General features: G+C 71.4%; 20 protein-coding genes and 1 pseudogene. 9 read left to right on the top strand and 12 right to left on the bottom strand.

What is annotated here, in order from left to right:
* Positions 1 to 326 (bottom strand): class II aldolase/adducin family protein (locus IFR11_RS13240; protein WP_191916461.1); only part of this gene is annotated, 326 nt, incomplete at its 3' end.
* 173 nt (positions 327 to 499) lie between these two features.
* Here IFR11_RS13240 and IFR11_RS13235 point away from each other — a divergent pair.
* Positions 500 to 1,057, top strand: a complete 558-nt coding sequence (locus tag IFR11_RS13235) for an AAA family ATPase (protein ID WP_191916460.1) — start codon at positions 500 to 502, stop codon at positions 1,055 to 1,057.
* 144 nt (positions 1,058 to 1,201) lie between these two features.
* On the opposite strand, the gene IFR11_RS13230 is transcribed toward IFR11_RS13235, so the two are convergent.
* Positions 1,202 to 2,170, bottom strand: a complete 969-nt coding sequence (locus tag IFR11_RS13230; protein ID WP_191916459.1) for a LacI family DNA-binding transcriptional regulator — start codon at positions 2,168 to 2,170, stop codon at positions 1,202 to 1,204.
* A gap of 65 nt (positions 2,171 to 2,235) precedes the next feature.
* Between IFR11_RS13230 and IFR11_RS13225 the strand changes: the two genes are divergently transcribed.
* A complete protein-coding gene (locus IFR11_RS13225; RefSeq protein WP_191916458.1) occupies positions 2,236 to 3,024 on the top strand; it encodes a hypothetical protein in 789 nt (262 codons plus the stop codon).
* A gap of 186 nt (positions 3,025 to 3,210) precedes the next feature.
* On the opposite strand, the gene xylB is transcribed toward IFR11_RS13225, so the two are convergent.
* From xylB to IFR11_RS13205, 4 genes are all read right to left on the bottom strand, one after another.
* The gene (xylB, locus tag IFR11_RS13220) at positions 3,211 to 4,602 is read right to left on the bottom strand and encodes a xylulokinase (protein ID WP_191916457.1); all 1,392 of its coding nucleotides are present in this window, start codon (positions 4,600 to 4,602) and stop codon (positions 3,211 to 3,213) included.
* A 532-nt stretch (positions 4,603 to 5,134) separates the two neighbouring features.
* Positions 5,135 to 6,322, bottom strand: a complete 1,188-nt coding sequence (xylA, locus tag IFR11_RS13215) for a xylose isomerase (RefSeq protein ID WP_055939172.1) — start codon at positions 6,320 to 6,322, stop codon at positions 5,135 to 5,137.
* A gap of 103 nt (positions 6,323 to 6,425) precedes the next feature.
* Positions 6,426 to 7,322 carry an esterase/lipase family protein gene (locus IFR11_RS13210; RefSeq protein ID WP_191916456.1) on the bottom strand — a complete coding sequence of 299 codons (897 nt, stop codon included), beginning with the start codon at positions 7,320 to 7,322 and terminating at the stop codon, positions 6,426 to 6,428.
* A gap of 259 nt (positions 7,323 to 7,581) precedes the next feature.
* Positions 7,582 to 8,067 (bottom strand): glutathione peroxidase, encoded by a 486-nt coding sequence (locus IFR11_RS13205; protein WP_055839341.1) that lies wholly within the window; start codon positions 8,065 to 8,067, stop codon positions 7,582 to 7,584.
* Between the two features lie 128 nt (positions 8,068 to 8,195).
* On the opposite strand from IFR11_RS13205, the gene IFR11_RS13200 reads away from it, so the two are divergent.
* Entirely contained in the window at positions 8,196 to 9,347 is a 1,152-nt protein-coding gene (locus tag IFR11_RS13200; RefSeq protein ID WP_191916455.1) for an ROK family transcriptional regulator, read from the top strand.
* 196 nt (positions 9,348 to 9,543) lie between these two features.
* Entirely contained in the window at positions 9,544 to 10,788 is a 1,245-nt protein-coding gene (locus IFR11_RS13195) for a D-arabinono-1,4-lactone oxidase (RefSeq protein ID WP_191916454.1), read from the top strand.
* A gap of 76 nt (positions 10,789 to 10,864) precedes the next feature.
* Here IFR11_RS13195 and IFR11_RS13190 read toward each other — a convergent pair whose 3' ends face one another.
* The gene (locus IFR11_RS13190) at positions 10,865 to 11,593 is read right to left on the bottom strand and encodes an SDR family oxidoreductase (RefSeq protein ID WP_191916453.1); all 729 of its coding nucleotides are present in this window, start codon (positions 11,591 to 11,593) and stop codon (positions 10,865 to 10,867) included.
* 235 nt (positions 11,594 to 11,828) lie between these two features.
* Here IFR11_RS13190 and IFR11_RS13185 point away from each other — a divergent pair, with 235 nt between their 5' ends.
* From IFR11_RS13185 to IFR11_RS13165, 5 genes and pseudogenes are all read left to right on the top strand, one after another.
* A complete protein-coding gene (locus tag IFR11_RS13185; RefSeq protein ID WP_235560586.1) occupies positions 11,829 to 12,527 on the top strand; it encodes a nucleoside/nucleotide kinase family protein in 699 nt (232 codons plus the stop codon).
* Positions 12,524 to 13,300: an ATP-binding cassette domain-containing protein gene (locus IFR11_RS13180; protein WP_055939186.1), complete on the top strand. Its 777-nt coding sequence runs from the start codon at positions 12,524 to 12,526 to the stop codon at positions 13,298 to 13,300. Before IFR11_RS13185 ends, IFR11_RS13180 begins: the two co-directional genes overlap by 4 nt.
* Entirely contained in the window at positions 13,297 to 14,379 is a 1,083-nt protein-coding gene (locus IFR11_RS13175; RefSeq protein ID WP_055839353.1) for an ABC transporter permease, read from the top strand. The genes IFR11_RS13180 and IFR11_RS13175 overlap by 4 nt, the downstream gene beginning before the upstream one ends.
* 82 nt (positions 14,380 to 14,461) lie before the next feature.
* Positions 14,462 to 15,419: pseudogene (locus IFR11_RS16885) on the top strand (ABC transporter substrate-binding protein); the annotation flags it as partial.
* 159 nt (positions 15,420 to 15,578) lie between these two features.
* Complete coding sequence (locus tag IFR11_RS13165) at positions 15,579 to 17,042, top strand: mannitol dehydrogenase family protein (protein WP_191916452.1); 1,464 nt, start codon at positions 15,579 to 15,581, stop codon at positions 17,040 to 17,042.
* On the opposite strand, the gene IFR11_RS13160 is transcribed toward IFR11_RS13165, so the two are convergent.
* The 5 genes from IFR11_RS13160 to IFR11_RS13140 form a co-directional block, all read right to left on the bottom strand.
* On the bottom strand, positions 16,989 to 18,215 hold the full coding sequence (locus IFR11_RS13160; protein WP_191916451.1) for an alpha/beta fold hydrolase: 1,227 nt from the start codon (positions 18,213 to 18,215) through the stop codon (positions 16,989 to 16,991). The genes IFR11_RS13165 and IFR11_RS13160 overlap by 54 nt on opposite strands.
* Positions 18,212 to 19,135 carry a hypothetical protein gene (locus IFR11_RS13155; RefSeq protein WP_162239425.1) on the bottom strand — a complete coding sequence of 308 codons (924 nt, stop codon included), beginning with the start codon at positions 19,133 to 19,135 and terminating at the stop codon, positions 18,212 to 18,214. The genes IFR11_RS13160 and IFR11_RS13155 overlap by 4 nt, the downstream gene beginning before the upstream one ends.
* On the bottom strand, positions 19,132 to 19,593 hold the full coding sequence (locus IFR11_RS13150) for a hypothetical protein (RefSeq protein ID WP_055839366.1): 462 nt from the start codon (positions 19,591 to 19,593) through the stop codon (positions 19,132 to 19,134). Before IFR11_RS13150 ends, IFR11_RS13155 begins: the two co-directional genes overlap by 4 nt.
* Positions 19,594 to 19,615: 22 nt before the next feature.
* On the bottom strand, positions 19,616 to 20,170 hold the full coding sequence (locus IFR11_RS16190) for a hypothetical protein (RefSeq protein ID WP_194717100.1): 555 nt from the start codon (positions 20,168 to 20,170) through the stop codon (positions 19,616 to 19,618).
* Positions 20,171 to 20,488: 318 nt separating this feature from the next.
* On the bottom strand, positions 20,489 to 22,147 hold the full coding sequence (locus IFR11_RS13140) for an alpha-amylase family protein (RefSeq protein ID WP_191916450.1): 1,659 nt from the start codon (positions 22,145 to 22,147) through the stop codon (positions 20,489 to 20,491).
* Positions 22,148 to 22,374: the final 227 nt, after the last annotated feature.

The raw sequence follows: 22,374 nt of genomic DNA, 5'->3' as shown, positions 1-22,374 counted from the left end.
ACGCCGCCGACCTCGGGCATGTTCCGGTAGACGTAGGCGTGGGCCGCGGTGTCGCTGGAGGGACTGCGCTCACTGCCGGGAGTACCGGGGATGGCGTTTCCGTCGAGGTCGCACAGGATCATGTTCTCGGGGGCCAGGTCGTCGTACGAAACGCCGGAGGGCTTGATCACGAACAAATCGGCACCGGGGACGCGGCCCGAGACGTTGCCGCCTGTCCAGACGATGAGGTTGTAGCGCACGAGTTCGGCGTGCAGCTTCGCGACGTCGGCGCGCACGGCGTCGATCGCCTGCTGCACCTCGGGCGCGAACGGGGCGGCATCGGTCACGCGGGGTCTCCTTCGACTCGTTCGGGTGGGGCTTCGGTCGCAATGTTACCGGTAACATTGCGGCGGCGCGAGAGGTAATTCGGCGTGCGGGCGCGGCGGGGAGCTATGGAAGGCAACCCGGGCACAGCGGGAAGGGCGAGCGTGAGAGACATGCAGCGTCGTACGGTGGGCGGATGCTGTGCGCCACCGACCCGCTCCCCGCGCGACCTCGACGCGTCGTCGTGGCGGGGGTCTCCGGCGTCGGCAAGACCACGCTGGCGCGACGGATCGCCCGCGTTCTCGGCGTCCCTCACACCGAGATCGACGCGCTGTTCCACGGTCCGGAATGGACCCCGCGTCTCGATTTCCTCGACGACGTCCGAGCGCTGACAGCCCAGACCGCGTGGGTCACGGAATGGCAGTACACCGAAGCGCGTCCGTTGCTGACCGCACGCGCCGACCTGCTCGTGTGGCTCGACCTTCCCTTCGCGACCGTGACCCTCCCCCGGGTGATCGGTCGGACGCTGCGCCGTCGCCTCCGCCGCGAGCGCCTGTGGAACGGCAACGTCGAGCCGTCGCTGCTCACGTTCTTCACCGATCGTGAGCACATCGTGCGCTGGTCGATCTCGACCCGCAACAACTACCGCGAGCGGATCCCCTCTCTGCGCGCAGACCTGCCCGTCGTGCGGTTGCGCCGCGTAAGCGACGTGGAGCGGTGGTTGACCGGCCCGTTGTCCGACGTGTCGCGCTGAGTCCCCGGGGCCGCTCCCCGGCCGCCGGCCCCGCGGGACTGCGCCTAGATCACGTGTTCCTGCCGACATCACCCGCTCCGCCCTGTGATCTTGTGCGAACCGTGTGGTCTCGGGGCCGGACCTGCGCCGCACTGAGCCGCACCGTCAGCGCGGAGCCGCCACCGAATCCCGCGCCACGAGCACGGGGGCCGCGGGCGCCGGGGCCGCGTCGCCGAGGACGGCGGCGACCGCGTACTCGGCCTCACCCTCGACGTCGAGGCGCACCGTGGTGAGCGCGGGCGTGTAGAAGGCGGCATCCGGGTTGTCGTCGAATCCGGTCACCGAGACGTCGGCGGGAACACGCGTGCCCCGCGCGGCGAGACCGGCGACGAGCCCCAACGCCATCTGATCGTTCGCGGCGGCCACGGCGGTGGCCCCCTCGGCGACCCGCGCGGCGACGGCGTCGGCCACGGCGGATCCGGAGGCGGCGCTCCAATCCCCCTCGACCCGGTCGACGATCTCGAGCCCCCGGCGGGCGGCGGCGTCGGCCACGCCCGCGGTACGAGCGAGCGCCTCGCGCCAGTCCGACGGGCCGGCGAGCTCGACGATACGGCGATGTCCGAGGTCGGCGAGATGATCCACGACGAGGGCGGCCGCATCGCGCTGACGAATACCGGACTCGCCGTACAGCGGCACGATCGGCACGTCGTACCCCTCGAGAGGAGTAGCCCCGTGCGCAGCGACCAGAACGATCCCATCGACCCCCTGCGCCAGCAGGTGGCGCACGGCGGCGTCGATGTCGGCGGGATCGTCGGAGTCCGTGTAAGCGGTCGAGATCCACCGCCCGCGCGCCCGCGCCGCTCGTTCGAGCGCGGCGATCCCCGCCGAAGGACCGTGCAGAACGGCATCGGATGCCACGACCCCCACCGTGCGGGTGAGGCTCGTGCCCAGCGCCCGGGCGGCGTTGTTCACCCGGTAGTCGAGGGCTGCGACCGCGTCGAGCACGCGCTCGCGAGTGGCGTCGCGGATTCCCGGGTAGCCGTTGAGCACGCGCGACACGGTCTGCGTCGACACGCCCGCGGCAACGGCGACCTCGCGCACACCGATGCGCTTGCTCCCGACCTCGCCGCTCATGGTCCCTCACAGTAGCGTCGCGCAACCCCCTCGGACCTCGCGCGAACACACGCTGCGATGTGCGCATGACCTCCGCCGTCGACATCCCTCCCCCGGACCGCTCGCCCCTCGCCCGTGCGATCGGCGAACTGCTCGGTCATGGGTTCGCGGCGGCGCGACGGCTTCGCCATCCCCGTCCGATCCACAGCCGGGGAGTGGTGCTGAGCGGTCGGATGCAGTGGATCCCGGATGCCGCACCCGCCGGCATCTCCTTCGTCGACGCCGCACCCGCCGAGCCCGTACCGGTCGTGGCGCGCGTGTCGCGGTCGCTCGGCCTGCCCGCACCGTTGCCCGACGTGCTCGGGCTGGCCGTGCGATTCGACGCGGCGGGCTGGAACGGGCCCGACGGGGGTACGAAGCCGGCCCCCGCCGACCTCGAGTTCGCCTCGACCGGCTGGAGCGTGCCCGCGCGTTTCGTGCTGCTCGCACGGCGGAAGGCGGAACGCGCGCGCCTCGGTACCCTGCTGCCGTACCGCGGCCGGTGGGGCGCCGTACTGCTCGTCGCCCGGACGCGGTCGGGGGCGCCGGCGGCGACCGACCCCGGCGAACTCCCGGCCGTCGACGAGACCCCGTGGGTGCTCACGCTCGGGCACGCGTCGGCGCTCGGTCCCTGGCATCCGTTCGCCCTCCTCGAACTGCGCCTCGACCCGGACCAGGACGACCGGGGGCTCCGCTTCGACGCGGTCCGGCGCCCGATTCCGGGCGCGCGAGCCTACGCCTGGGTGCGCGCCGTGCGGCAGCCGTCCTACGTCCGGGTGCAGCCGGACGACGCGTCGGTACGCCTGCCGGCCCCGCAGGCGCCGACGTCGACGTGACGCGACGGGTCGCGGCGTCATCGGGGGGAACACGGGGGCGTCGACCTCACCCGAACGCGACCGTCATCGCCGGACGGGACACGCACCGGATCGACGCGAGCGCCCCGCGACGCACGGCGACGCCGGAGTGACCCTGACCGGGTGGCGCATCGGCATCCCCTCGGGAGACACCGACGATCCCCCGCGCTACTCCGCCGCGCGCAGTGCCGCGACGACGTCGTATCGCCCGCGTATCGCCGCCCGGTGATCGGATCCGACGGCACGAGTCGTCGCGATCGCCCACTCGACCGGACCGCCTGCGAGCACGCCCGCGGCCTGCCGCGCGGCACCGAGCGCGACGTACTCCCCCGCCGCCGGCACGACGATCTCGGCATCGAACACCTGCGCGGCGATGCGCGCGACACCCTCGTTGGCGGCCGCACCCCCGATGAGCAGGATGCGACGCACCTCGACGCCCTGCGACTGGATCGCCTCGAGCCCCACGGCGAGGCCGCTGAGCATTCCCTCGATCGCCGCCCGGGCGACGTTCCCACGGGTCGCGGATGCCAGGGTCATGCCCGTCAGCGACGCCTGGGCGTGCGGCAGGTTCGGTGTGCGCTCGCCCTCGAACCACGGCACGAGCACCAGCCCCTCGGCCCCCGGCTCGGCTTCCAGAGCGAGCGAGCCCAACTCGTCGTGCGTCACGCCCAGGAGCCCGGCGAACGCGTCGAGCACGCGGGCAGCATTCAGCGTCGCCACCAGGGGCAGGAACTTGCCGGTGGCGTCCGCGAATCCGGCGACGGTGCCCGTGGTGTCGCGCGTGGGTGTGTCGGCGACGGCGAAGACGGTGCCCGAGGTGCCGAGCGAGACGACGACGTCGCCGACCCCCGCGCCCAGGCCCAGCGCTGCGCCGGCGTTGTCGCCCGCGCCGGGCCCGACGAGGGCGCCGCCCGAGAGGGTTCCGGCGCTCTCCCACGGGCCGAGCACGCGCGGCAGCACGGCGTCGTGCCCCAGGGCGCGGCGGAACAGCTCGAGGTCATAACCGTCGGCGCCCCAGTACGCGGTGCCCGAGGCGTCGGAGCGGTCGGTGACGAGCTCGTCGAGCACGGCGTTGCCGGGACCGAAGCCCCGCAGACGCCAGGTGAGCCAGTCGTGCGGCAGCGCCACGGCGGCGACGCGGGCGGCGTTGTCGGGCTCGGCATCCCGCAGCCATCGCAGTTTCGTCCCGGTGAACGAGGCGACCGGCACCACGCCCGTGCGCTCGGCGTACGCGTCGGCGCCGACCTCGTCGATGAGGTCGCGTGCCGCCTGGGCCGAGCGGGTGTCGTTCCACAGCAGGGCGTCGCGCACGACGCGACCCTCGGCATCGAGGGCGACCATTCCGTGCTGCTGCCCGGCGATCGAGACCGCGGCGACGTCGTCGAGACCGCCGGCCTGGGCGACGGCATCCTGGAGCGCGCTCCACCACGCCTCGGGATCGACCGCGGTGCCGGAGGGATGCGACGCGCGCCCCTCGCGCACCACGCGCCCGGTCTCGGCGTCGACGACGACGACCTTGCACGACTGCGTCGACGAATCGACTCCCATGACGAGCGCCATGCTCACCCTCTCTGCCGTCCGCGCCGTCATCGGCGCGGGATGTTCGTGTGGTGTTCTCGTCGAGTGTCCACGACACCCGGATGTTCCCGGAAGACGTTCGGGTGTCCCTCGAAACGCGACGCGGATGCCGCGAGGTGCAGCTGAGTGTCCAGGAAACGCCGCATCCGCTCGGTCCGGAACGGCGTGTCCTGGACACTCAGCGGGGTGATGACACGGCGGTTGGGCGGGTCGGACGGGCGGCGCCGCCGCCGGGCGGGGCGGCCGGGCGGGCAGGCCTCCCCTGGCTGAGTGTCCAAGAAACGCCGCACCCGCTCGGTCCGGAACGGCGTGTCCTGGACACTCAACGGGGTGATGACGCGGCGGTTGGGCGGGACGACCGGGCGGCCCGGCCTCCCCCGTCGAGTGTCCAGGAAACGCCGCATCCGCTCGGTCCGGAACGGCGTGTTCTGGACACTCAACGGGGTGCGACGCCGAGACCTGACCGGGGGCGGGGCGTCGGGCCCGGATGCCCCGGCATCCGGGCCCGTGCAGTTCAGCGCGCGCCGAGCAAGTGCTCGGTGGCGAGCTGCTGCAGGCGGACGAAGCCGAAGCCCTTGCCGCCGAGGTACGCGTCGGTGTCGAAGTCCTCGTAGGCCGAACGGTCGGCGAGGAAGTCGTCGTAGGTCTCGCCCTCGTTCAGCGTCGGCTGAGCGAGCTCGGGGACCTTCGATGCCTCGAGCGCCGCCTGCACCTCGGGGTCGGCGCGGAAGGCCGCGGCGCGCTCCTTCAGCAGCAGGTAGGTGTTCATGTTGGCCGAGACCGAGTCCCAGACGCCCGTTTCGTCTTCGGTGCGCGAGGGCTTGTAGTCGAAGTGGCGAGGGCCGTCGTAGGCGGGAACGCCGCCGGGGCCACCGTTTTCGAGCAGGTCGACGAGCGCGAACGCGTTGTGCAGGTCACCGTGGCCGAAGACGAGGTCCTGGTCGTACTTGATCCCGCGCTGGCCGTTGAGGTCGATGTGGAAGAGCTTGCCGTGGTACAGCGCCTGGGCGATGCCGGCCGAGAAGTTCAGGCCCGCCATCTGCTCGTGACCGACCTCGGGGTTGACGCCCACGAGCTCGGGACGCTCGAGCGAGTCGATGAAGGCGATCGCGTGGCCGAGGGTCGGCAGCAGGATGTCGCCGCGGGGCTCGTTGGGCTTCGGCTCGATCGCGAAGCGGATGTCGTAGCCCTTGTCGGTGACGTAGTCGCCGAGCAGGTTGACGGCCTCGCGGTAGCGCTCGAGTGCCTGGCGGATGTCTTTCGCCGAGTCGTATTCGGCGCCCTCGCGGCCACCCCACATGACGAAGGTCTTCGCGCCGAGTTCGGCGGCGAGGTCGAGGTTGCGCAGAACCTTGCGCAGGGCGAAGCGGCGCACCTCGCGGTCGTTCGAGGTGAAGCCGCCGTCCTTGAAGACGGGGGCCGAGAACAGGTTGGTGGTGACCATCGGCGTGATGATGCCGGTGTCCTGCATCGCGCCCTTCAGGCGGTCGATCTGCTTCTGGCGCTCGGCGTCGGTGGAGCCGAAGGCGAAGAGGTCGTCGTCGTGGAAGGTGAGGCCGTAGGCGCCGAGTTCGGCGAGCTTCTCGACGGCGTGCACGACGTCGAGGGCCGGGCGGGTCGGGCCGCCGAACGGGTCGGCGCCGTTGTAGCCGACGGTCCAGAGGCCGAACGAGAACTTGTCATCGCGGGTGGGGGTGGGCATTCCTGCTCCTTCGCATGGAGACGCACGAGTGCGCGGTGACGCACGGCGGGTTTGTTGGTTCTCACAACATATAACCCGGATGCCACGGCGTCCAGCGTTCCGGTCAGATTCCCAGGGCCTCGTCGACGACCGCGAACACCGCGGGGTCCCACGTCAGCGCGCGCTCCCACGGCAGCCCGAACGCATCGGCGAAGAAGATGCTGTGCACGTCGTCGGGGAACGCGTGACGCCTCGCCTCGGGAAGCACCTCGGCGGGGATGTCGTCGGCGCGTCCGCTGCGGAGCGAGACGAGACCGTCGTGCGGCCAGAGCCGCGCCGGCTCGACCGCCGCGGCGAAGTACCCCGCGCCGACCGCGGTGACCGGGATGCCGTCGAGCACTCCCGTCTGCGCCCGATTCCACTCGCGCAGGTATCGATGGGACACCTGCTCGGCCGCACCCTCGGAGTTCGCCGCGGCGTACGCGCGCGCCTGGGAGAGGATCGTCGTCGTCGACGGGTCGCCGTGCGCATCGGCATCCGTGATCTCGCCCGCGACGGCATCACCGAGCACCGCGCCGTCCCACGGGGTGCCGAGGGTGATGAGCCGCTCGGCACGCGGGTCCTCGTCGCCCAGCTCGCGGATCGCGGCGCGGGCGAACAGCCCGCCCATCGAATGCCCCACGAGGTCGACGCTCGTCACCGCGTGCTCGGCGGCGAGCCGGCGCAAGAACGCGGCGAGCGCGACGCCGGCGTCGTCGATGGTGCCGACCGAGTTGATCGTCATCTCGGCGGGCAACACGACGGGCACGTCGTCGAAGCCCTGCCACCCGGCATCGGCCCGCACCTCGCCGACACCGAGGCGGGCGGGTGCGGTGAACACCCGCAGGCCACGATCGAGAAGGTGCCGGCGCAGCGCGGTGAGCGTGTTTCCTGCGGCCAGGCCGCGGCCGGCGGCGTGATCGGGGTCGGTGAACGGCGAGACGGCCGCACCACCGGAGACGAGGACGACGGCATCGGCCATGGGGACTCCTTCACGGGTCAGGTCCCGGTCAGGATAGGGCAGCCCTCCGACATCGACCCGCCGCGTTCCCGTGCCCCGTTGCCGCTCCCCCGTCGAGTGTCCAGGGCACGCCGCACCGCCCCGGGCGGAGACGGCGTGTTCTGGACACTCGACAGCCAAGGCACGCCGCCCTCGGCGTCACGGCTCCGGGAGGGCGCCAGCGCGTCAAGACGCCAGCCGTTACGGCGCCAGCGCGTCACGGCGCCAGCGCGCCAGCGCGTCAGCGCGGGAGCGCCCCCTCGATCGCGGCGATGACCTCGGGGTCGTCGGGCTGGGTGCGCGGGCTGAAGCGCGCCACGCGGCCGTCGGGGGCCACGACGAACTTCTCGAAGTTCCACGAGATGCGACCGGTCTTGCCCTCGGCATCCGGGGTCGTCGTGAGCTCCTTGTACAGGGGGTGGGCGCTGCGCCCGTTGACCTTGACCTTCTCGGTCATCGGGAAGGTGACGCCCCACGTCGCCGAGCAGTACTGCTCGATCTTCTCGCTGTCGCTGAGCTCCTGCAGGAACTGGTTGCTCGGGAAGCCGATCACGGTGAATCCGCGCTCGGCGTAGCGCTTGTGCAGCGCCTCGAGGATCTCGTACTGCCCCGCGAGCCCGCAGCGCGAGGCGACGTTGACCACGAGCGCCGCCTTGCCGTCGGTGAGCGCGCCGAAGGTCGTCTCTTCGCCCTGGAGGGTGGTGATGGGGATGCCGGATAGGTCCATGCTCCGATCCTGGCACCGCTAGCTAGGCCCGGGGTGGGAACATCGCTTCTTCACGGCAAGCGGCGCAGGCTCCGCACGGGACACCGACGCGCATGGGCCGAGCGCTCGGCGCATGGCACAGTGGTCGCATGGTCAGCGCGGGCACTCGGGGCGACGGCATGCGCCGCGCCAATCTCTCGCTCGTGCTGCGAACCGTGCACCGCGAGGGCCCGCGCTCGCGCGCTGCGCTGACCGCGGCCACGGGACTGAACCGCTCCACGATCGCCGACCTCGTCGGAGAACTGCAGCGCGGGGGGCTCGTGATCGAGCGGGCCTCCGACACTCAGGGTCGCGTGGGCCGCCCCTCGCCGATCGTCGCCCCCGACCCCCGCGTCGTGGCCGTGGCGGCCAACCCCGAGGTCGACGCGCTGGACCTCGCAGCGATCGCCCTCGACGGCACGATCCTCGTGCGCGAACGCCTCGACCAGCGGGCGCTGCTCACCCCCGAACGCACCGCCGAGATCATCGCCGAGCGGCTGGCGGCCTGGCGTCGCGGCCCCCTCGCCGACGCCCGGATCACCGGGGTGGGCATCGCCGTGCCGGGACCGGTGCGGGCCTCCGACGGACTCGTGCGCGAAGCCCCGCACCTCGGATGGATCGACGCCCCGCTCTCACAGTTGGTGACGGATGCCACGACCCTCCCCGCCCACGTCGGCAACGACGCCGCCCTCGGCGCACTCGCCGAGTACCTCTTCGGTGCCGCGCGCGGAGCGCACGACGTCGTCTACCTCAACGGCGGCGCGAGCGGTATCGGCGGCGCCGTGATCGTCGGGGGCACCCCCCTCGGCGGAGCGGGAGGCTACGCGGGAGAATTCGGGCAGAACCGCCCCGGCATCGTTGACATCGCCGACCGGCGGGCGGCCGACGGCGTGCTCGAAGACGAGGTGAGCCGGGCCCACCTGCTCGCCGCCGCGGCCCTCGACGGCGGTGACGACGCCGCCCTCGCCCGTGCTCTGGCATCCATTCCCGACGTCTCCGAGGTGGATCGCCAACGGCGCATCCTCGCCACGGCCCTGGCGAACGCCGCCAACGTGCTGAACCCGGCTGTGATCGTGCTGGGCGGGTTCCTCGCCGTGCTCGCGGCGCGCGACCTGGCCGGACTCGACGCGGCCGTGCGGGCGCAGACCATCCCCGCGTGCGCCGAGGGTCTGCGTCTCGCCGTCGCGGAGCTCGGCGAGGACCGCCTGCTGGTGGGCGCCGCCGAGGCGGTGTTCGAGGCCGCGCTGTTCCCGGCGCGCTGAGCCGGGGCGGCTGAGCGCTGAGGCGGCGCGGGGCGGGACGAGCGGAGTGTTAGGGACGAGCGGAGGACCGCAGCGCCCGATCCACCCTCCGCTGGTCCCCGACCCTCCCCTCCGCACCGCCGCCGCACTCGCACGCGCCCACCCGAATGTCGGTGGTGCGGGGCAGGATAGGGACATCCACGCGAGGAGAGCACTGATGCAGACACGACCCCCCGGCGCCACCTGGTCGGGCAACCACCGCTACCGTGCCGCCGAGACACTGCTGCCCGGTGACCTCGACGAGCTCGCCAAGGTACTGACCTCCGCCGACGCGGTGCGCGTGCAGGCGACGCGTCACACGTTCAACGACGTGGGCGACACCGACGGTGTGCTCGTCTCGCTCGAGCAGCTGCCCGTGCGCATCGAGATCGACGGGGACCGCGCCCGCGTCGAGGGACTGGTCACCTTCGCCGAGCTCGCCCCGGTGCTCGAGGCCGAGGGCCGCGCCCTGCACAACCTCGGCTCGCTGCCCCACATCTCCGTGGCCGGCGCCACCGCGACGGGCACGCACGGCTCGGGTCTCGGCAACGGCAACCTGTCGAGCGCGGTTCGCGCGGTCGACGTCATGGATGCCGACGGCCAGACGCACCACATCGACCAGACGCACGAGTGGTTCGCCGCCGCGGCGCTCGGCATCGGCGCGTTCGGCGTGATCACCGCCGTCGAGCTGCAGACCGAACCGTCGTACACGGTGACGCAGCAGGCGTACACCGGCGTGGCGTGGGACGACATCGTGGGCGAACCCGAGCGCGTGTTCGGCGGCTCACGCAGCGTCAGCGTCTTCACGACGTGGGGCGACCCGGCGCACGATCTGGTGTGGGCCAAGAGCGACGACGGCGCACCGGACTGGGTGGAGGCGCTCGGGGGCCGCCCCGTCGGCGACGACATCCACCTGGGACGCATCCGCACCGTCGACAACACCACTCCGCGCGGCACACCGGGCCCGTGGCACACGCGCCTTCCGCACTTCCGCGCCGACGCCCTGCCGAGCGACGGCGACGAGATCCAATCCGAGTACTTCGTGCCGATGGCCTCCGCCCGCGATGCGCTCGCGGCGGTGCGCGCGATCGCCCCCGCGTTCTCCGCGCAGCTGCTCGTCTCCGAGCTGCGCACCGTCGCCGCCGACGAACTCTGGCTGAGCCCCGCGTATCAGCGCGATGTGATCGCCATCCACTTCACCTGGCGCAACGACACCGACGGGGTCCTCGCGGTGCTCCCGCACATCGAGGCCGCCCTCGCGCCGTTCGACGTGCGCCCGCACTGGGGCAAGGCGTTCACCATGCCCGGCGAGGCCGTGCGGGCGAGCCTCGCCCGGATCGACGATTTCACCGCCGCGGCACATCGGGTCGACCCCCGCGGCGTCTTCCGCAACAACTTCCTGCGGCGGACGCTCGGCCTGTAGCCCGGCGCACCGCCCACCGCACGACAGACCGCGGAACGGCGTCGCCCACCGCGACGCCGCCCCGTGGCATCCGGGATCAGCGGCTCGAGTAGCCGCCGTCGATCGGCAGCGAGACGCCCGAGATCATGCCGGCGCCGTCGCTGAGGAGGAACACGATGGGGGCCGCGATGTCGTCTTCGGTGGCCCACTTGTGCAGGGGCATCGCGTCGAGGAACGGGCCCTCGATGTCGGGGCGCCCCCAGTACCAGGCCGACATCGGCGTCATCACGACGGTCGGGTTGACGCTGTTGACGCGGATGCCGTAGCCGCCCAGCTCGAGGGCGGAGACGCGCGTGATGTTGTCGAGCGCCGCCTTCGACGAGCCGTACGAGATGTGGCCGGTGAGGGCGACGAGGCTCGCCTGGCTCGAGACGTTGACGATGGCGCCGCCCTTGCCGACGCGGATCATCTCGCGCGAGGCGTACTTGGTGACCAGCAGCGAGCCGCGGGCGTTGATGCTCATGACCTTGTCGAACACGTCGATGTCGGTCTCCATGGGGGTGGCGATCTCGCCGCCCCATCCGCCGCAGTTGACGACGCCGTAGAGGTCGCGTCCCTCGATCGCGGCGCGGATCTCGTCCTCCGACTCGAGGTCGAACACGACGGGCTCGGCGCCGGTCTCTTCGGCGATGGCGGCGACGCTGTCGGCCGTGCGACCGGCGGCGAGCACGGTCGCACCGGCGGCGACGAGGTGGCGGACGGTGGTGCCGCCGATACCGCCACCGGCGCCGGTGACGAGAATGATGCGGTCGGAGAATTCGCTCATGGGCGGGGCTCTTTCGGGTTCACGATGTCGGGGGCGACGTCGATGTCGCCGCGGCCCATGATAACCACAGAATCACGCGGATGACTTCGGTGTCATGACGAATTGATCACGGGTGTTGACACCGGTGTCATCACGGGCTTACCGTAACCGGAGTTCGACCGGCGGCCTCCCGCCGGACCCGCTTCACCGACGCAGCACTCCGATGTGCGGCGTCGCCCGGAAGGACCACACCGCTGTGACCCACACCTCGGATAACGCCGCGACGGCCGCCGCCGTCACCGTGCACCTCGACGACCTCGTCGCCCGTGCCCGGAACCTCGCGGCGACCGGCGAGCGCCGCGTGCTGGGACTGGCGGGCACCCCCGGCGCGGGCAAGTCGACGGTGAGCGACGCGCTGCTCGCCGCCCTCGGATCCGACGCGGTCCTGGTGGGGATGGACGGCTTCCATCTCGCCAACGAGGAGCTCGAGCGCCTCGGTCGCCGCGACCGCAAGGGCGCCCCCGACACGTTCGACGTCGAGGGCTACGTCGCCCTGCTCGATCGCCTCCGCGCCGGCCACGCCGTCTACGCCCCGCGCTTCGACCGCGGCCTCGAGGAGTCCATCGGCTCGGCGGTGCTCGTGCCCGCCGACGTCCCCCTCGTCATCACCGAGGGCAACTACCTGCTGCACGACGACTTCGGGTGGGATGCCGTGGCATCCCGTCTCGACGAGGTCTGGTTCCTCGACATCGAGGCCGACACCCGCCGCGAACGTCTCGTCGCACGCCGCCTGTCCCACGACCATCCCCACGACGACGCCGTCGCCTGGGTCCGCGACGTCGACGAGGCCAACGCTCTCGTCGTCGAGCGCGGGCGCCACCGCGCCGATCTCGTCATCACCGTCTCCGACGCCCCCGCCGGGGGCGTCGGCCACCACGAAGGAGCTGCCTCATGAGCACCACCACGACCGTGCCCGTGCTGCAGGCGCGGGGTCTGTCGCGTCAGTTCGGATCCGTCCGAGCCCTGCACAACGTCGACTTCGAGGTCTACCCCGGAGAGGTCACCGCCCTCATCGGCGACAACGGCGCCGGAAAGTCGACGCTCGTGAAGGCCCTGTCCGGCAACCTCGCCACCGACGAGGGCGAGATCCGCTTCGACGGCACCCCGATCGACATGTCGAACCCCCAGGTCGCCTCGGGCCTGGGAATCGAGACGGTCTACCAGGACCTCGCGCTCGCCCCGCACCTCGACCCGGTGCAGAACATGTACCTGGGCCGCGAGGTCCGCCGCCCCGGCCTCGCCGGAGCGCTGGGGTTCATGAAGACGAAGGACATGGCCGTCGCCTCCCGCGCGGCGTTCGACGAGCTCGGCGCCACCGTGCGCTCGCTCACCTCGCCCGTCGGTGAGATGTCGGGCGGACAGCGGCAGGCGATCGCGATCGCCCGCGCCGTGCACTGGGCGTCGCGCGTCGTCTTCCTCGACGAACCCACCGCCGCCCTCGGCGTGCGTCAGACGAAGAACGTGCTCGAGACCATCCGGCGCGTCCGCGACAAGGGCATCGCCGTGGTCTTCATCTCGCACTCGATGCCGCACGTCATCGACGTCAGCGACCGCATCCAGGTGCTGCGCCTCGGTACCCGCGTCGCCAACATCAAGGCCGCGGACACCTCCATGGAAGAACTCGTCGGACTCATGACCGGCGCCGTCACGAAGGACGACCAGAAGTGAGCACGCAGACGCCTCCCACCGAGACGGTGGCCATCGGCACCTTCGACAACCACAAGACGAACCCGATCAAGGCCGTCCTGCGCACGCAGGCGTTCCAGATCCTGCTGGTGCTGCTGGCCATCATCATCGTCTTCAGCATCCTGGCTCCCGAGTCGTTCGCCCAGTGGTCGAACTTCCGCCTCATCATCCAGAACGCCTCGATCCTCGCCGTGCTCGCGGTCGGCATGACCTACGTCATCATCACCGCCGGCATCGACCTCTCCGTCGGATCGGTGCTCGTGTTCTCGGGTGTCGTCTCGGCGCTCGTGATGCGGGCCCTGGGCGGCGAAGGCTGGGGCGTCGCCACCGTCGGCATCATCGTCTCGATCCTCAGCGGCGTCTGCTGGGGGCTGCTGAACGGCTTCCTCATCGCCAAGGCGAAGATCCCGCCGCTCATCGTGACGCTCGGCTCGCTCGGCATGGCCCTGGGCCTCGCCCAGATCCTCACCGGCGGCGTCGACGTGCGCGACGTGCCCACCGTGCTGACGGTCTCGATCGGCTACGGCAACGTGTTCGGCAGCGTCCCGATCATCAGCGTGATCGCCCTGGTCGTCGTCATCATCGGCGCCATCGTGCTGCACTACACGCGCTTCGGCCTCTACACGCTGGCCGTCGGCTCGAGCGAGATCGCGGCCCGCCGGGTCGGTGTGAAGGTCGACGCGCAGCTGATCAAGATCTACACGATCTCGGGCGCCCTGGCCGGGCTCGGCGGCATCCTCTCGCTGTCGCAGTTCTCGACCACCGCCATCGCGGGTCAGACCCAGACCAACCTGAACGTCATCGCCGCCGTCGTGATCGGTGGCACGTCGCTCTTCGGCGGCGTCGGAACGATCATGGGCACGGTCGTGGGTCTGTTCATCCCCGCGGTGCTGCAGAACGGCTTCGTCATCACCGGCGTGCAGCCCTTCTGGCAGCAGGTCGCGGTGGGCGCGGTGCTGATCACCGCCGTCTACGTCGACCAGGTGCGCCGAACCGCCGCCACCCGAGGCAACTCGCAGGGCCTCTGGCGCAAGTTCATCAGCGGAGGTCGGCGCGGCTGAGCCGCGGCGGCACCCCTGCTCCCTTTCCCCTCGAACCCCACCCCACCAAGAAGAACCCGACACAGGACAACCCGAAAAAAGAATGGTGATCACAATGAAGTGGAACAAGAAGGCGACCGCACTGACGGTCTTCGGTATGGCAGCGACGCTCACCCTCGCGGGGTGTTCGGGCGGAGCCGCCTCGGGCGGCGCGTCGGCCGGCGCCGACGGGTACAAGATCGCGTTCGTGCAGGGCGTCGCCGGAGACGAGTTCTACATCTCCATGCAGTGCGGCATCCAGGCCGAGGCCGAGAAGGAGGGCGCCACGGTCACGACCCAGGGCCCCGAGAAGTTCGACCCCACCCTGCAGAAGCCCATCGTCGACGCCGTCGTCGCCTCCCAGCCCGACGCACTGCTCATCGCCCCCACCGACGTGTCCGCGATGCAGGCGCCGATCGCCCCCGCCGAGGCCGCCGGAATCAAGGTCGTCCTGGTCGACACCACGCTCGAGGACCCCTCCGGTGCCGTGTCGCAGATCTCGTCCGACAACGAAGGCGGCGGCGCCGCAGCGTTCGAGGCGATCCAGAAGGCCAACCCGAACGGCGGCAAGGTGCTCGTCGTGTCGACCGACCCCGGTGTCTCCACCACCGACGCCCGCGCCCAGGGCTTCGAAGACGCCGTCGCCAAGGACAGCAATTTCGAGTCGGTGGGGGTGCAGTACTCGCACAACGAGCCCTCCACCGCCGCCGAGATCGTCACCGCCGCGCTGCAGAAGGACCCCGACATCGTCGGCATCTTCGCCGCGAACCTGTTCGCCGCCGAAGGCTCCGCCACCGGCGTCCAGCAGGCCGGCAAGCAGGGATCGATCACCATCGTCGGCTTCGACGCCGGCCCCGCCCAGGTGAAGGCCCTCGAAGCCGGAACCGTCCAGGCCCTGGTCGCCCAGGAGCCCGCCACCATCGGCTCCGACGGCGTGAAGCAGGCCATCGCCGCGCTGAAGGGCGAGGCGACGGAGGAGAAGATCCAGACCGGCTTCACCATCCTCACCAAGGACAACATCANAAGTCCAGCTGCTGACACCCCGGGTGCCGGGACCCCCACATCCGCGTGGGGGTTCCGGCATCCCCTTTCGCGTGCGAAGCGCCACCGCCGCGAAAGACCCCTCCCGAGCCCGTCGACGGCTCGGGCCCCCTGCCACCGCCGCACCCACGGAGTCCCGCATGACCGATCTCACCGCCGCCGCCCTCCCCTCCCTCGCGGCGAACGTCTCCGTCCCGACGTACGACCGGGCGGCCGTGCGCACGCGGATCGTGCACTTCGGCGTCGGCGGCTTCCACCGCGCGCACGAGGCGATGTACCTCGACCGACTGCTCGAGGCCGGGCACACCGAGTGGGCCCTCTGCGGCGTCGGCGTGCTGTCGTTCGATGCCGCCATGCGCGATGCGCTGCGCGCGCAGGACACCCTCTACACGCTCGTCACCGAGGCTCCCGACGGCACCTCGACCGCACGCGTGGTCGGCTCGATCGCGCAGTACCTCTTCGCCCCCGACGACCCCGAGGCCGTGGTCGCCAAGCTCGCCGACGCCGACACGGCCATCGTCTCGCTGACCATCACCGAGGGCGGTTACGGCATCGACGACGCGACCGGCGCCTACGCTCCGCGCGACGAGGCCACCCTCGCCGACCTCGAGGGCACCGACGCCCCGCGCAGCGTCATGGGCTTCCTCTCCGAGGGGCTGCGCCGCCGACGGAATGCCGGCACGCCGGCCTTCACGGTGATGTCGTGCGACAACATCCAGGGCAACGGTCACGTCGCCCGTGCCGCTCTGCTGGGCTTCGCCGAAAGGCTCGACCCCGAGCTCGCCACCTGGATCGCCGAGAACGTGTCGTTCCCGAACTCCATGGTCGACCGCATCACCCCGGTCACCACCGACGCCACCCGTGACGCGATCGCCGAGGAGTTCGGCATCCGGGACCTCTGGCCCGTGCGCTCGGAGTCGTTCGAACAGTGGGTGCTCGAGGACTCCTTCTCGGCGGGTCGACCGCCCCTCGACGAGGTCGGGGTGCAGCTGGTCGCCGACGTCGAGCCGTACGAGCTGATGAAGCTGCGGCTGCTGAACGCGTCGCACCAGGCGATGAGCTACCTCGGCATCCTGTCGGGAGCCGAGTACGTGCACGAGGTCTGCACCGACCCGCTGTTCGTGGCGTTCCTGCAGGGGTACATGCACACCGAGGCCATCCCGACCCTGCGCCCGGTGCCGGGCATCGACCTCGATGCCTACTGCGACCAACTCATCGAACGCTTCGGCAGCGAGGCCATCCGCGACACCCTCGCGCGTCAGGTCGTCGACGGCTCGGATCGTCTGCCCAAGTTCCTGCTGCCGGTCGTGCGCGAACAACTCGCCGCGGGCGGACGCATCGACCACGCCGCGCTCGTTCTGGCGGGCTGGAGCGTCTTCCTCGAGGGTCGCACCGAAGCGGGCGAGGCGACCCCGGCCGTCGACAGCCGTCTCGACGAGCTTCGGGCGATCATCGCCGAGGACCCCGCAGCCCTGCTCGACTACGCGCCCGTGTTCGGCGACCTCGGCCGGAACGCGCGACTGCGCGAGGCGTACCTGGCGGCGCGGGCCTCACTCGCCGAGCGGGGCGTTCGCGGCGCGATCCAGGCCGTGCTCGACGCCTGAGCGCGGGCTCGAGGCTCCGCCCTCTCCGCGCGCGGCGGCGGCACGGGCGACCTCGCGCAGGAAGCCGGCGATGGCGTCGTGGAATCGCTCGGGCTGCTGGTTCGCCTCGTTGCAGTGCCCCGACGAGTCGAACGCGACCAGGGTGGCCTCGGGATGCCGAGCCACGTACGCCGCCGAACCGGCGAACGGCACCACCGGGTCGGCGCGGCCGTGCACGATGAGCGTCGGCAGGTCCGCCCCGGGGCGCGGCCCGTCGACCCAGTTCAGGGCGCGGGCGTCGACGGCCTCGATCAGGCCCAGGGCACTCGCGCCCGCACGACTGCCGAGCACCCGCAGAGCCGATGCGCCGATCGAGCGGGGCAGGTGCGCGCCGTCGACGGCGCTGTGCACGATGCGCGTCCAATCCAACGCGGGCGCGACGAGCACGAGGCCGGTGATCCGTGCGCGGTGCCGGGATTCTTCGAGCGCGAGCATGGCGATCGTCGCCCCCATCGACCAGGCCACCAGCACGATCTCGCGGGCCCCCCGCTCGACCGCGTAGGCGATGGCGTCGTCGACGTCGCGCCACTCGCGCGTGCCGAGGGTCGAGGGCAGGGCGTCGGCGGGGGCGGCCTCCTCGTCGCCGGCGTACGACACCACGAGCGACATCCATCCGGCGTCGTTCGAGGCCGGAGCCGAGCGCAGCGCGCCGTGGCGACTCGAGCGCAGCCCGTGCACGTGGATGGTCCAGCCGCCGTCGGCGTTCTCGGGGTCGCCGATCTCCCACGCTTCGGCGGTTCCGCCTCGGCGCAGCGGAATCGCGACGTGACGCGTGGGGCCGACGTCTTCGGGCGCGCCGATGTTCTGCGAGGTCCATGCCGCTGTCGCGGTGCCATCGCCGAGTCCTGCCGGGCGGGTGAGGATCGAGCGGACCACGCGGTCCCCCTCGACGCGGATGACGTCGCCGACCATCAGGTGCGCTCCGTCGTCGAGGCGCAGCCCGTAGGTGCCGGGCTGTCGACTGTCCTCGGTCGCCGGCACCGACACCGTGTCGCCGGCGATCGTGACGGACTCGAAGACCTTCGCGGCGCGCGGCGCGATCAGACGCCGTGCGACGTAGCCGGCGAGCGCCGTGTGCGCGACGGCGAGCGTGGCCGCGGCCACACCCGCGCCGATGACGAGCGGTCGGATCATGCGCGGACTCCCGGGGTTCGGCGGGTGAGGTGGGCGTCGACGTCGTCGAGCAGCGCGCGCTGCGCGGGCGTCAGGGGCACGGACCGCGCGATCGCGTCGTCTTCGATGGCGACGCGCAGGGCGTACAGCCGCGTGTCGAGGGCCGGGTCGAGGGCGATGCCCGAGAGGTCGGTGGCACCGCGCTCGCGCGCGAGGTTCTCGAGACGCTCGAGCAACGACGCGCCCCGACGCCGGATCGTGGTCGCGGCGCGCGACGCGACGAAGATCCCCGCCACGAACGACACGACGCCCAGGTAGAACAGCGGGTCGAACAGGGCGCTGACCACGGCGTTCGCCGTGAAGAACCGTGTGAGGGTGAGGTCGACGATCTCGCTGAGGCAGCCGAGCACGATGGCGACGGCCCCGAGGCGGAACAGCAGCCGACTCACGGGCAGCGAACCGCGTGCCGAGCGCAGCAGAAGAACGCCCACGAGCGCGATCCCGCCCATGTGCAGCACGCCGTACGCCCACGCCCCGGTCGAGGTCTCGGCCGCGGTCTCGAGGAACAGGAATGACGAGGGGCCCCGATCGGGCACCGCCACGAAGAACACGACCGCGAACAGCGCCCCGAGCAGCAGGGGGAAGCGCCACCGCAGGGTGGGGATGCGCGCGGTCGCCGGGGCCGTTCCCGCCTGGATGCCGAGCCACAGGGCCACCATGGTGAGCACGTTCTGCACGAGCTTGAGGATGTTCGTGCCGCCCAGTGCCCCGTCGAGCACCTCGATCGGGATGACCGTCCCCTGGGTCAGCAGGGCGATCGCGCCGACGAGCGCGGCGAGCCAGGCGATGCGGGCGCGGGGCTGTCGCCAGGCGACGCGCGCACGTCCCACCACGACGAGGACGAGTCCGACCAGCGCCGCATCGATCAGCAGCACGGTCACCACGACAGCTCGGCGACCCGGGGGCTGGTGTACATGAGCTTCGCGATGGCGTGAGCGACGTGCTCGGCCACCAGCTCCGCCTCGACCTCGGGTGTGGTGAGGGCGGGGTTCGCGTGGGGCGAGACCGAGGAACGCTCGTGCAGCGCTCCCGTGCAGTGCGCATCGTCGAGCAGGTGGCCGAGCTCGTGCGACGCGGCGAACTGGCTGTACAGCGGCGCGTCGGCGGCGCGCACGTGGATGGTGCCCTCGCGCCGGTCGGGGAAGTAGGCGAGGAATCCCGTCAGGGTCCCCCACGTGGCGGTGTCGGACTCCGCGACGACGGTGAGACGGATGTCGACGGCCGCTTCGACGGCGCGGACGACCTCGGCGAACGTCATCCCCGGCGCGAGCGCGGCGCGCGCGAGCGCGCGATCGACCCGGGCCTGCACCCGGGCACGCGTCTCGTCGGCCTGCGTCATCGCCGGTCCCCCTCGCCGTCGATCATGGTGTCGGCGGCCTGCCACGGAGCGAGTGGGCGATCGCGCGCAGGGCGTCGGGCGACATCTGCCCGAGGGCGCGGAACTGGATGCTCTCGGCCCCCGCCGCGCGCATCGCCTCGCGCAGTTCGAGTTCGGCCTCGGTGCGGTCGGTGAGCGCCTCGTCGGTGTGGTCGGTGAGGTATTCGACGGGAACGTCGGCCCACTGCGTGATCTGCCGCAGCACCTCTTCGTCGACCACGACCGTGTTCGTCGTGGCGTCGAGCAGGCCTCGGGCACCGGCGGCGACCGACGGGTCGGCATCGTCGAGGTGCCCCAGGAGCTCGGTCTCGGTGGCGGCCTGGCTCGAGATGAGTCGGCGCACGCGGTCGCTCACGGCACCGGCGGGAACCCGCATCTCGACGCGCGGCGCCGACTCCGGGCTCGCGAGCTCTTCGGGGGCGACGCCCAGGACGGCGGCGAGCGACTCGATGTCGTTGGTGTTGTACGGCAGCGAGAAACCGGCCCGCGACTGGTAGTAGCTCTTCGTCATTCCGGCGCGACTGATGAGCTCACCCACGGTGAGCCCTTTCGCCTTCCGCAGGCGATCCACATTCGCCACCACTCGTCGGGAGTACCGAGAGGGTGGTCCGACAGCGCCACGACCCACGTCTTCGATCGTAGACGACCCTCACCCGGGGGGAGGTGATCGTATTTACGTGACGCCGGGAGTGCTATTTACGATCCTCTGTGCTTGGATGAATGCGAGACATCGCGTGCGGCCCCCCGGCTCGTTCCGCCCGCGTGCGTCGGATGACGCGGGGCTGCCGCTTTTCTCGCCTACGGGCGCGGCGGCATTGGGGGACGCCGCGCCCGTTCTCCCCTCTCGGCGAGACGGTCAGGCGATGCGTCGCTCCCCCGGACGGATGACCCGCCACCAGCTGTGGCCGTAGCCCTCGAGGGCGACCTCGAACCTCCCGTCCTTCAGCGGCACGGGACCCTCGGTGTCGCTCAGCAGGTTCACCACGCTCCACCCCTCGGCATCCGCTCCCTCGAGAGTGAGGTGAAAAGTGCGTCCATCGGGGGCGAAGTTGTGCGCGGCGACGACCATGCCGAGTTCGCTCGTCACCGAGTGAGCCAGCACGCAGGCGTGCGGCTGATCCAGGATGCCGAGCTCCCCCCACCCGATCTCGGGCGAAGCGCGGTAGTGGCGCACCAGGTTCTGGACGAACCTCAGCATCGAGTCGGGGTCGTGACGCTGCTGGGCGACGTTGACGTGCTGCGGGCCGAAGCCGCCGGGGACCACCTGCGCGACGAGATCATCGCCGTCGGCGTGCGAGAAGCCCGCGTCTTCGGCGCCGGTCCACTGCATGGGCGTGCGAACGGCGGCGCGGCTGCCCTCGATCTCGGGGTTCTCGCCCATGCCGATCTCTTCGCCGTAGTACAGCACGGGCGCGCCCGGCAGCGAGAAGATCAGGCTGTAGACCATGCGGATGCGACGAGGGTCGCCCTCGAGCATCGACGGCAGGCGGCGGGTGATGCCGCGGCCGTGGATGCGCTGGCCCGCGTTCGGTGCGAACGCCTCGAACACCTCGTCGCGCTCGTCGGCCGTGAGCTGGTCGAGGGTGAGCTCGTCGTGGTTGCGCACGAAGTTGCCCCACTGATTGCCCCGGGCGATGTCGGGCCGCGAGAGGAGCGCATCGCGGAGGGGACCGGCATCCTGACGGGCGAGCGAGAGGAAGAGCCGCTGATTGGCGACGAAGTCGAACTGCATGGTCAGCTCGTCGCCGTCGGCGTCGCCGAAGAAGCGCAGCTGCTCGTCGTAGGGCAGGTTGACCTCGCCGAGCAGCATCGCGTGACCGCTGCGGCGCGAGACGTAGCCGCGGAGCTCGCGCAGGAACTCGTGCTCGGGTCCCTCCTGCCCGTCGATGAGGTGGGGCACGGCGTCCACCCGGAAGCCGTCGATGCCCAGTTCGAGCCAGAAGCCGATGGCCTTCGCGATCTCTTCGCGCACCTCGGGGTGGTCGGTCGCGAGATCGGGCTGGTGCCGGTAGAACGAGTGCTTGTAGTACTGCCCCGCCGTCTCGTCGAAGAACCACACGCCGTCTTCGACGTCGGGGAACATGCTCGCGGGGGCGTCGTCGGGCACGTCGTCGCGCCACTGGTAGAAGTGGCGGTACCGGTTGTCGCGGCTGGTCCGCGCCTGCTGGAACCAGGGGTGCTGGTCGGAGGTGTGATTCACCACGAGGTCGACGATCACGCGCATTCCCCGGTCGTGCGCGGTCCGCAGCACCTCCACCATGTCGCCCAGCGAGCCGTAGCGGGGGTCGACGCCGTAATAGTCCTCGATGTCGTACCCGTTGTCGCGCTGCGGCGAGGGGTAGAACGGCGCGAGCCACAGGCAGGTGACCCCGAGCTCGGCCAGGTGGTCCAGGCGCTGCGCGAGGCCCCGAAGATCTCCGATGCCGTCGTCATCGGCATCCAGGTAGGTCTTGACGTCGAGGTTGTAGAAGACGGCGGTCTTCCACCACAGGTCGCTGGTGTCGGTGAGTCTCATGCCGTCGTCACCCCCGTCGCGGTGTCGGGGTGGCGCGCTGTGGTCGCGGAGGTCGTCATCGGAGCCCTCTTCTCGGGAGCGGTGGCGGCTGGTCCCCTTCGTTCTACCCACCGCACCTGATCATCGGCGGCCTCTTGCCTCGGTCGCGGCGATGTGCGTCGTGCGGTGGCGCGTGGCGGGCGGAGGAGCAGGAACGAACGGAGGACGCACCACCCACGAGGGCCCTC

This window comes from Microbacterium sp. CFBP 8801, assembly GCF_014839455.1.
In the GTDB taxonomy this organism is placed as follows: domain Bacteria; phylum Actinomycetota; class Actinomycetes; order Actinomycetales; family Microbacteriaceae; genus Microbacterium.
This window is presented reverse-complemented; position numbering and strand designations above follow the sequence as displayed.

What these genes read in the sequence shown, in the direction of transcription:
- IFR11_RS13190 (WP_191916453.1), bottom strand. Translation starts at nt 11,593, where the DNA reads ATGAGCGAATTCTCCGACCGCATCATTCTCGTCACCGGCGCCGGTGGC.
- IFR11_RS13165 (WP_191916452.1), top strand. Translation starts at nt 15,579, where the DNA reads ATGACCGATCTCACCGCCGCCGCCCTCCCCTCCCTCGCGGCGAACGTC.
- IFR11_RS13210 (WP_191916456.1), bottom strand. Translation starts at nt 7,322, where the DNA reads ATGGCCGATGCCGTCGTCCTCGTCTCCGGTGGTGCGGCCGTCTCGCCG.
- IFR11_RS13225 (WP_191916458.1), top strand. Translation starts at nt 2,236, where the DNA reads ATGACCTCCGCCGTCGACATCCCTCCCCCGGACCGCTCGCCCCTCGCC.
- IFR11_RS13160 (WP_191916451.1), bottom strand. Translation starts at nt 18,215, where the DNA reads ATGATCCGACCGCTCGTCATCGGCGCGGGTGTGGCCGCGGCCACGCTC.
- IFR11_RS13195 (WP_191916454.1), top strand. Translation starts at nt 9,544, where the DNA reads ATGCAGACACGACCCCCCGGCGCCACCTGGTCGGGCAACCACCGCTAC.
- xylB (WP_191916457.1), bottom strand. Translation starts at nt 4,602, where the DNA reads ATGGCGCTCGTCATGGGAGTCGATTCGTCGACGCAGTCGTGCAAGGTC.
- IFR11_RS13230 (WP_191916459.1), bottom strand. Translation starts at nt 2,170, where the DNA reads ATGAGCGGCGAGGTCGGGAGCAAGCGCATCGGTGTGCGCGAGGTCGCC.
- IFR11_RS13140 (WP_191916450.1), bottom strand. Translation starts at nt 22,147, where the DNA reads ATGAGACTCACCGACACCAGCGACCTGTGGTGGAAGACCGCCGTCTTC.
- IFR11_RS13205 (WP_055839341.1), bottom strand. Translation starts at nt 8,067, where the DNA reads ATGGACCTATCCGGCATCCCCATCACCACCCTCCAGGGCGAAGAGACG.
- IFR11_RS13180 (WP_055939186.1), top strand. Translation starts at nt 12,524, where the DNA reads ATGAGCACCACCACGACCGTGCCCGTGCTGCAGGCGCGGGGTCTGTCG.
- xylA (WP_055939172.1), bottom strand. Translation starts at nt 6,322, where the DNA reads ATGCCCACCCCCACCCGCGATGACAAGTTCTCGTTCGGCCTCTGGACC.
- IFR11_RS13150 (WP_055839366.1), bottom strand. Translation starts at nt 19,593, where the DNA reads ATGACGCAGGCCGACGAGACGCGTGCCCGGGTGCAGGCCCGGGTCGAT.
- IFR11_RS13235 (WP_191916460.1), top strand. Translation starts at nt 500, where the DNA reads ATGCTGTGCGCCACCGACCCGCTCCCCGCGCGACCTCGACGCGTCGTC.
- IFR11_RS13200 (WP_191916455.1), top strand. Translation starts at nt 8,196, where the DNA reads ATGGTCAGCGCGGGCACTCGGGGCGACGGCATGCGCCGCGCCAATCTC.